Below are 7,695 nucleotides of genomic sequence, written 5' to 3'. Positions count from 1 at the left end.
ATCTTATCGTTAAAAAGCAGTATTATGTTTGCCAGAGCGCTGACCAGATTGAGGTTGAGTTTTTGGTGATGGTCGCAGGCGGTGGGGCAGGAGGTGAGCAGCCGCTTGACGTTCAGCAGCAGAATTTCGCAATCCTCCTCTGCCACCACGCTGATGTTCAGGATGGCACCGGGGGTGGCGGCGTAAGGCTCCCCGAAAAAGTCCCCGGTGTTGCACTTGGACAGGATGTTGCGGTGCCCCCAAAGATCCTCCTGGATCACAAGGGTGGAACCGGACAGCATAAGCCCCATGACCTCTGTGGAATCTCCGGCACGGAAGATATAGGAGCCCCGGGGGCGGGTGATTTTCGCCGCACTGACGCAGTGCAGGATGGACAGGATCTCATCATCGGTAAGCCCGGTAAAGAAGGGGCAGCTCCGCAGAACAGGCAAATATTTTTGCATAAAGGCTCTCCTTGTTAGAATTCAAACAGACAAGATAGCCTTAGTATACTATAATAAGGCTGCAAATGCAAAAACACCCACAACAGGAGAGTATAGATATGATTCGGAAGATCATCCATATTGACGAAGAAAAATGCAACGGCTGCGGGCTTTGTGCAACCGCCTGCCACGAGGGAGCCATTGACATCATCAACGGCAAAGCAAAGCTGGTGCGGGAGAATTTCTGCGATGGCTTTGGCGATTGCCTGCCGGGCTGTCCCACCGGAGCCATCACCTTTGAAGAGCGGGAAGCCCCCGCTTACGACGAGGCGGCGGTGCAGGAGAACAAAAAGAAAAAGGAACTGCAGGAGAAGATGAAGCACCTCCACGAGGGCGGCTGCCCCGGCTCCCGGATGCGGACGCTGGAACAGCCGGAGGCTGCCGAAAGCGCAGCTTCTGCCCCCGTGCAGCCGGTCTCCCGCCTGCGCAACTGGCCGGTTCAGATCAAGCTGGCACCTGTCCATGCGCCCTACTTTGCGGGCGCAAAACTCCTGATTGCAGCGGACTGCACGGCCTATGCCTACGCCAATTTCCATCAGGAGTTTATGCGGGGCAAAGTGACCCTCATCGGCTGCCCGAAGCTGGACGCTGTGGATTACAGCGAAAAGCTCACCGAGATCCTGCGCAGCAACGACATCCAGAGCGTGACCATCCTCCGCATGGAGGTACCCTGTTGCGGCGGCTTGGAGATGGCAGCGAAAAAGGCGCTTCAGACCAGCGGAAAGTTTATTCCGTGGCAGGTGGTCACCATCTCCATTGACGGAAAAATTCTGGATTAAGCAAATAGAGAGGAACTCAAGATGGAACGTAAAATGTTTTGTTTTCAGTGCGAGCAGACGGCAGCCTGCACCGGCTGTACCGGAAAAGCGGGGGTGTGCGGCAAGACTGCCGATGTCGCACAGCTTCAGGATGAACTGACCGGCGCTCTGATTGGGCTGGCCAGAGCCACGGACGGCGGTATGCAGGCGACGCCGGAGGCATGGCGTCTGATGATCGAGGGACTTTTCACCACGGTCACCAATGTGAACTTCAACGAAAAAACGATTCGGGAGCTGATTGGCCGGGTACACGCCGAAAAAGCACAGCTGGTACCCGACTGCTCGAGCTGTGCTGCCCCTTGCGGACGCACCAGTGACTACGACATGAACCTGCTCTGGAGCGCCGATGAGGATATCCGAAGCCTGAAATCCCTTGTTCTGTTTGGCGTGCGCGGCATGGCAGCTTATGCGCATCACGCCATGGTCTTGGGGTATACCGATGACGAGGTGAATCGCTTTTTTGCCAAGGCACTCTTCGCCATTGGCGAGGACTGGGGCATGGAGGAACTGCTGCCGATTGTGATGGAGGTTGGCGAGAAAAACCTCAAGTGCATGGCACTTCTGGATAAGGCCAACACCGAAAGCTACGGAACGCCCATACCTGTTACCGTTCCGCTGACCGTAGAAAAGGGGCCGTTCATCGTTGTCTCCGGCCATGACCTCCACGACCTGAAGCTGCTGCTGGAGCAGACTGAGGGCAAAGGCATCAATATCTATACCCATGGCGAAATGCTGCCCGCTCACGGCTATCCTGAACTGAAAAAGTATTCCCAGCTCAAGGGCAATTTCGGCACGGCATGGCAGAACCAGCAGAAGGAGTTTGCGGAGCTTCCCGCGCCGGTGCTGTTCACCACCAACTGTCTGATGCCGCCGAAAGCAAGCTATGCCGACCGGGTGTTCACCACGTCGGTGGTGTCCTACCCCGAAATAATGCACATCGGAGAGGACAAAGACTTCACCCCGGTCATCGAAAAGGCTTTGGAGCTGGGCGGTTATTCCGAAGACAAGCCCTTCACCGGCATCAACGGCGGCAGCACGGTCATGACCGGCTTTGCCCGCGGCACGGTGCTTGGCGTGGCAGATCAGGTCATTGAGGCAGTCAAGTCCGGCGCGATCCGGCACTTCTTCCTAGTTGCCGGCTGTGACGGCGCACGCCCCGGCCGCAACTACTACACAGAGTTTGTAAAGCAGACGCCTGCCGATACCGTAGTGCTGACCCTTGCCTGCGGCAAATACCGCTTCAACGACCTTGACCTTGGCACCATCGACGGTCTGCCCCGTCTGATGGATGTCGGACAGTGCAACGATGCTTACAGCGCCATCCAGATCGCTGTTGCCCTTGCGGATGCTTTCGGCTGCGGTGTGAATGACCTGCCGCTGTCCATGGTACTCTCCTGGTACGAGCAGAAGGCCGTGTGCATTCTGCTGACGCTGCTGTATCTGGGCATTAAGAATATCCGCCTTGGCCCTACGCTGCCGACATTCATTTCACCGAACGTCCTTAACTATCTGGTAGAAAACTATGGCATCGCGCCGATTACAACGCCGGAAGAAGATCTGGAAGCATTGCTGAATTGATTGGGGATTTCATGTCAAGAAAAAACCATCACTCGCCCCCAGACCGGTGTAGAATACCGCCTTCTCCATTCTGCCGATTGACTGGTGCTTGAAGCCATATCTGTAACACAGTCACAGAAGCTGCAGACCCATGGCGATGATCCACATATAGGAGCAGGTCTTGGGGATCATCAGCAGGCCCACTTTGGGCTTGGTCTTACTGAAGAGGGTCACAGGCAGGTAGCAGCCAAAGGAGATGAGGATGGCTGCCACCATTCGGGTCATATGGTAGTCGCCGGTGTTGCCGGAGATGGCGTACAGGATGATGACGCCGAGGCCGGTAAAGGCAAACACTGCGTTGCGCAGGACGGACAGGGTAGGGTTGCCCTCATCGGTACACCAGTTGTTCTGGGGCAGCAGGCAGATCAGGATGCGCAGGATGGCAGACAGCCAGATCAGGATCTCCACAGCTACGGGAGCCTGAAGCTGAGGGAAGGTGGCCTTCCAGACATACAGCAGGATGATATAGAATACCGTCATGGTGATGGAAGAGACCTGCAGCCCGATGCCGAGCTGCTTTTTGATCCGGTCGCTGCTGCCTCGCACGGCCCGGATGATCCGGGGCACCAGATGGAAGGCGTCACCGCCGCAGAGGGTCAGGGTCAGGACGCCATACAGGATAAAAAGGCTGCGGCCCTGAGCCATCGTGAAAAAGAGGATGCCTGCAACGAGATCAAAGGTCAGATAGGCGGCATCGAACACCGCCTCCATCCGATCGGGCATTTTGGGCTGGTAGGCTTTATGATTCATGATGTGTCATTCCTTTCATTTTGAGGCATTCTTCTGCGTTGTCGCATATCTTCTGGAATGCCTGTTTACAAGCTGCGATCTGAGGCTCTGAGAGTCCCTGAAACATATCTCTGGCAAACTGCCGCTGAGCCTCAAGCCCTTCGGCGATGATCGGCTGAGCCGACGCGGACAGATAGACATCGATATGCTTTTTGTTCCCGTCGGCGACCTTTTTTTCGATCAATCCCCGCTCCTCCAGCACTTTCAGTGAGGTGGAGACATGAGATTTGGTGGAATTGCGCACCCGTACAATATCTGCGGCGGTATGGTACTGAGGATTATGGTATAAAAACATCAGGATATCATACTCCATCTGCCGGAGCTGATATTTCTGACATACGGATGACATCAGCAGCTCATAGTAGCAGGTAATGGCTTTGTGATGATCCCAAAAGTTCATAAATACCTCCTGTGATATATTGTTCTATTTAGAACGATTGCATTATATGCTATCCCCGCCGCTTTGTCAAGAGGAAATTTCTGCCGACGATGTTCTTGACCGGAAAATAGGACTCATTGCCCTGTGGAGCCTTTTCTGCCACGTCAACACAGTGAACAAAGAATAAAAAACAGCGACCCCGGAGAGCGGTGAAAATCACTCTCCGGGGTCGCTGTTGTCAGGACAGGGTCTCTTTTGTATGCAGGCGTCGGAAGGCGTCCTCCTTTACAAGCTCAATGACCACCGCAGTCAGAGGGATAAAGAAGATGATGCCGATGATGCCAAAAAGCTTTCCGCCGATCATGGCGGCCACAAGGGTGTAAAACGGAGAAAGCCCCACGGACTTTCCCACCACGCGGGGATAGATGAACTGGTTCTCGATAAACTGCACGGCAAGGTAGACGATGAGACAGCGCACCGCCAGCACAGGATCCACCAGAAGCACAAGGAACACGCTGACCACACAGGAGATCAGTGCTCCCACATAGGGGATGATGGCACAGATGGCGGTGAGCATCCCCACCAGACTGCCGTAGGGAATCCGGAAAACCGAAAATGCAAGGGTCATGAGGACACCGAGGATCACGGCCTCACTGCATTGTCCCGTCAGAAAGTTTGCGAAGGACTGACGGAACAGCCGACAGAATTTCAGCAGCCCGGCGGCGTGGCTGGGCTTCAGATAGGCGCATACCAGTGTGCGGGCGTGGTGGCAGAGACTCTCGGCCCCGAGGGACATATAGATGGAGATGATCAGGGCAAAAGATGCAGTCACCACGATGTTCACGGTGGCAGATACCGCCCCGACCGCATTGACCAGCACGGTGTCGATGCTGTTGGTGATCCTGTGCAGCAGCTGCTCCCAGTCGATGCCCTCCAGCCAGTGCATCAACCAGTCCATGTTGGTGTCCTGTGTGCTGAGATAGGCGGTCCAGCGGGGGATATTGGACTCGATCTGCAGATAGAGGCTGTGAAACGACTGCACAAGCTCCGGGATCAGCAGGGTGAGCGCCAACACCAGCACAAGAACAACGCCGAGCAGGGTGATGAAAAAGCTGAGAAGATGGATGGCGCTGCCCGAGGGCTGCTTTTTGGCCCTGCGGAACAGGCTTCTCAGCCGCTTTTCCAGCCCGGCCATAGGCACGCTGAGAAAAAGCGCCAGAATGCCGCCGGCCAGAATGGGCAGGATCAGATCGACAAGTTCGGCGGCAAAGGCCAGAACGGCAGAAAGCCGCAGCAGTGCGACAAAAAGCGTTACTCCCACAACGGTCACGAGCAGATATTGTTTTGTTTTTGGTTCCATGACGACATTCCTTTCCCGGAGCCTGTAGCTGCAAATTGCAAAAGTCCCTCTGCGGACTCTTTTATCGTATTGTAATGGGAAGGAACAGGCTTGTCAAGACGCCGGGAATGGGAGTGGCGGCCCGCAGCGATGGCCCTGCCTGTCGATCGATGCTTTTTTCGAAGGGAGCATTTATCCTAGCGGCATTCTCCTTTTTATGATATAATCATATCGTTTGTCGCAATTCAAAACAGCATCGCTGCGATATGCAGTCTGCGGATGTTGCGTGTGCATGAAAGACGCAAACTGCGATAAAAAGGAGGAATGCAAGATGATCCACCTGCTGTTGGCAGTGATCTATGTTTCTTTTATCAGTCTGGGCCTGCCGGATTCTCTTCTCGGGGCCGCATGGCCCTCGATCTATCAGGGATTTGGCGTCCCGGTCTCCTATTCCGGCGTGATCTTCTGCATCATCTCGGTGGGAACGGTGATCTCCAGCCTGAAAAGCGACCGTCTGACCCGGAGGTTCGGGGCGGGGGGCGTTACCGCCATCAGTGTCGCCATGACGGCTGCGGCATTGTTCGGATTTTCTGTCAGCAATTCGTTCTGGGCCTTGTGCCTGTGGGCGGTTCCTTACGGCCTTGGGGCCGGAAGCGTGGATGCTGCACTCAACAACTATGTGGCTCTCCATTTTGCCAGCCGCCACATGAGCTGGCTCCATTGTATGTGGGGCATCGGTGCCTCGGTCGGGCCGTATATCATGGGGGCAGCGCTTTCTTGCAATGCCGGGTGGCATACGGGGTATCGGATTATCGGCGTGATGCAGCTTGTTCTGACGATCGTTCTTGTTCTGAGCCTTCCGCTTTGGAAAACAAGATCGGATGCGGATGCAGAGGAGCAGGAAGCGGCCTCCGCAGAAGCTCTGACCCTGAAACAGATCTTCCGGATCCCCGGTGTGAAAGCGGTTCTGGTCACTTTTTTCTGCTACTGCTCTCTGGAACAGACCACCAGCCTGTGGGCCAGCAGCTATCTGGTGCTGAACAAGGGCATCGCCCCGGAGACCGCCGCCAGCTTTGCCAGCCTGTTTTTTGTCGGTATCACCGCAGGAAGGGCGCTCAGCGGCTTTCTGACCTTGAAATTCAATGACACCCAGATGATCCGTATGGGGCTCGGCATCATTGCAGCCGGAGTCGCGGCGTTTCTCCTGCCGTTTGGAGATACGGCGGCTCTGGCGGGGCTGCTGCTGGTCGGCCTTGGCTGTGCGCCCATCTATCCCAGCATCATCCATGCAACGCCGAGCCACTTTGGGGCGGACCGGTCGCAGGCGATCATTGGAGTCCAGATGGCAAGTGCATACGTCGGAAATTGTCTGATGCCACCGCTGTTTGGCGTGATTGCAAACCATACCACGATCGCACTCTTCCCCTATTATCTGCTGGTGATTCTGATTCTGATGGGCTATATGCACGAAATGCTGCAAAAAGAGACCGGACGGGTACGATAAAACAAAGACAGCTCAATGCCGCTGCTGTATCCGCTCAGCATGATGGTTCTGGATGTGGCTCTGCCCTGTGGGAAACGGCCTGCAAGAGACGGCAGTTTGATAAAATGCGTCCCTAGGAAGAAAAACGATGGAGATTGTATGAAAGATGATAAAAGTATTATCTTTTCGTGAATTTTAGCACTCTACGCTTGACACTGCTAATAAATGGTGCTATAACTATGGCGTGCTCAGGAGGAAGGGCAAAAGAGAGAGCCGCGAGGTGATCGAGCAGCTCCCCGGAAAGCTTTTCCGAATGAACAACATAAAGATTTTTTACCCGACCCGAACGCCGGGATTGGAGGAATGATTTATGTTTATGCCTGCTGTTTTCCATGAGAATCTGTTCGATGATCTCTTTGATCCGTTCTGGAACGATGGCGCGCTGGAGCGTGCGATGAACCGTGAAGAGCGTGAAACCTTCGGCAAGCGCGGTGCAAACATGATGAAGACCGATGTCAAGCAGACCGAGAACGGCTACGATGTGGCTGTTGACCTGCCGGGCTGCAAGAAGGAAGACGTTCAGATGGAACTGAACGACGGCTATCTGACCATTCAGGCAGTGCGCAGCCACTCGAATGACGAGAAGGACAACAATGGCCGCTACATCCGCCGCGAGACATTCTCCGGCACCTGTGCCCGCAGCTTCTATGTGGGCGACGCCGTGAAGAAGGAGGACATCCACGCAAAGTTCGAGGATGGCGTCCTGCACGTCGAGCTGCCTGCTCCTC

At 55.1% G+C, this 7,695-nt stretch carries 8 protein-coding genes; 4 read left to right on the top strand and 4 right to left on the bottom strand.

Annotation, left to right across the window (positions count from 1 at the left end; genetic code table 11):
- The coding region (locus ACT8X9_RS12025; protein ID WP_444269146.1) for a Crp/Fnr family transcriptional regulator at positions 1-443 on the bottom strand (443 nt) is incomplete at its 3' end.
- Between the two features lie 98 nt (positions 444-541).
- Here ACT8X9_RS12025 and ACT8X9_RS12020 point away from each other — a divergent pair.
- Together ACT8X9_RS12020 and hcp are read left to right on the top strand one after the other, a co-directional pair.
- Positions 542-1,261: an ATP-binding protein gene (locus tag ACT8X9_RS12020; protein ID WP_444269145.1), complete on the top strand. Its 720-nt coding sequence runs from the start codon at positions 542-544 to the stop codon at positions 1,259-1,261.
- 21 nt (positions 1,262-1,282) lie between these two features.
- Complete coding sequence (hcp, locus tag ACT8X9_RS12015) at positions 1,283-2,878, top strand: hydroxylamine reductase (protein WP_444269144.1); 1,596 nt, start codon at positions 1,283-1,285, stop codon at positions 2,876-2,878.
- Positions 2,879-2,989: 111 nt separating this feature from the next.
- Here hcp and ACT8X9_RS12010 read toward each other — a convergent pair whose 3' ends face one another.
- The 3 genes from ACT8X9_RS12010 to ACT8X9_RS12000 form a co-directional block, all read right to left on the bottom strand.
- On the bottom strand, positions 2,990-3,667 hold the full coding sequence (locus ACT8X9_RS12010) for a hypothetical protein (RefSeq protein WP_444269143.1): 678 nt from the start codon (positions 3,665-3,667) through the stop codon (positions 2,990-2,992).
- The gene (locus ACT8X9_RS12005; protein ID WP_444269142.1) at positions 3,657-4,106 is read right to left on the bottom strand and encodes a MarR family winged helix-turn-helix transcriptional regulator; all 450 of its coding nucleotides are present in this window, start codon (positions 4,104-4,106) and stop codon (positions 3,657-3,659) included. The genes ACT8X9_RS12010 and ACT8X9_RS12005 overlap by 11 nt, the downstream gene beginning before the upstream one ends.
- A 217-nt stretch (positions 4,107-4,323) precedes the next feature.
- Entirely contained in the window at positions 4,324-5,445 is a 1,122-nt protein-coding gene (locus tag ACT8X9_RS12000; protein WP_444269141.1) for an AI-2E family transporter, read from the bottom strand.
- A gap of 310 nt (positions 5,446-5,755) precedes the next feature.
- On the opposite strand from ACT8X9_RS12000, the gene ACT8X9_RS11995 reads away from it, so the two are divergent.
- The gene (locus ACT8X9_RS11995) at positions 5,756-6,928 is read left to right on the top strand and encodes an MFS transporter (RefSeq protein WP_444269140.1); all 1,173 of its coding nucleotides are present in this window, start codon (positions 5,756-5,758) and stop codon (positions 6,926-6,928) included.
- 349 nt (positions 6,929-7,277) lie between these two features.
- The coding region (locus tag ACT8X9_RS11990) for an Hsp20/alpha crystallin family protein (RefSeq protein WP_444269139.1) at positions 7,278-7,695 on the top strand (418 nt) is incomplete at its 3' end.

This window comes from Faecalibacterium sp., assembly GCF_052358865.1.
In the GTDB taxonomy this organism is placed as follows: Bacteria; Bacillota; Clostridia; order Oscillospirales; family Ruminococcaceae; genus Faecalibacterium; species Faecalibacterium butyricigenerans.
The sequence above is the reverse complement of the archived record's forward strand: the minus strand, read 5'-3'. Positions and strand labels throughout refer to the sequence as shown.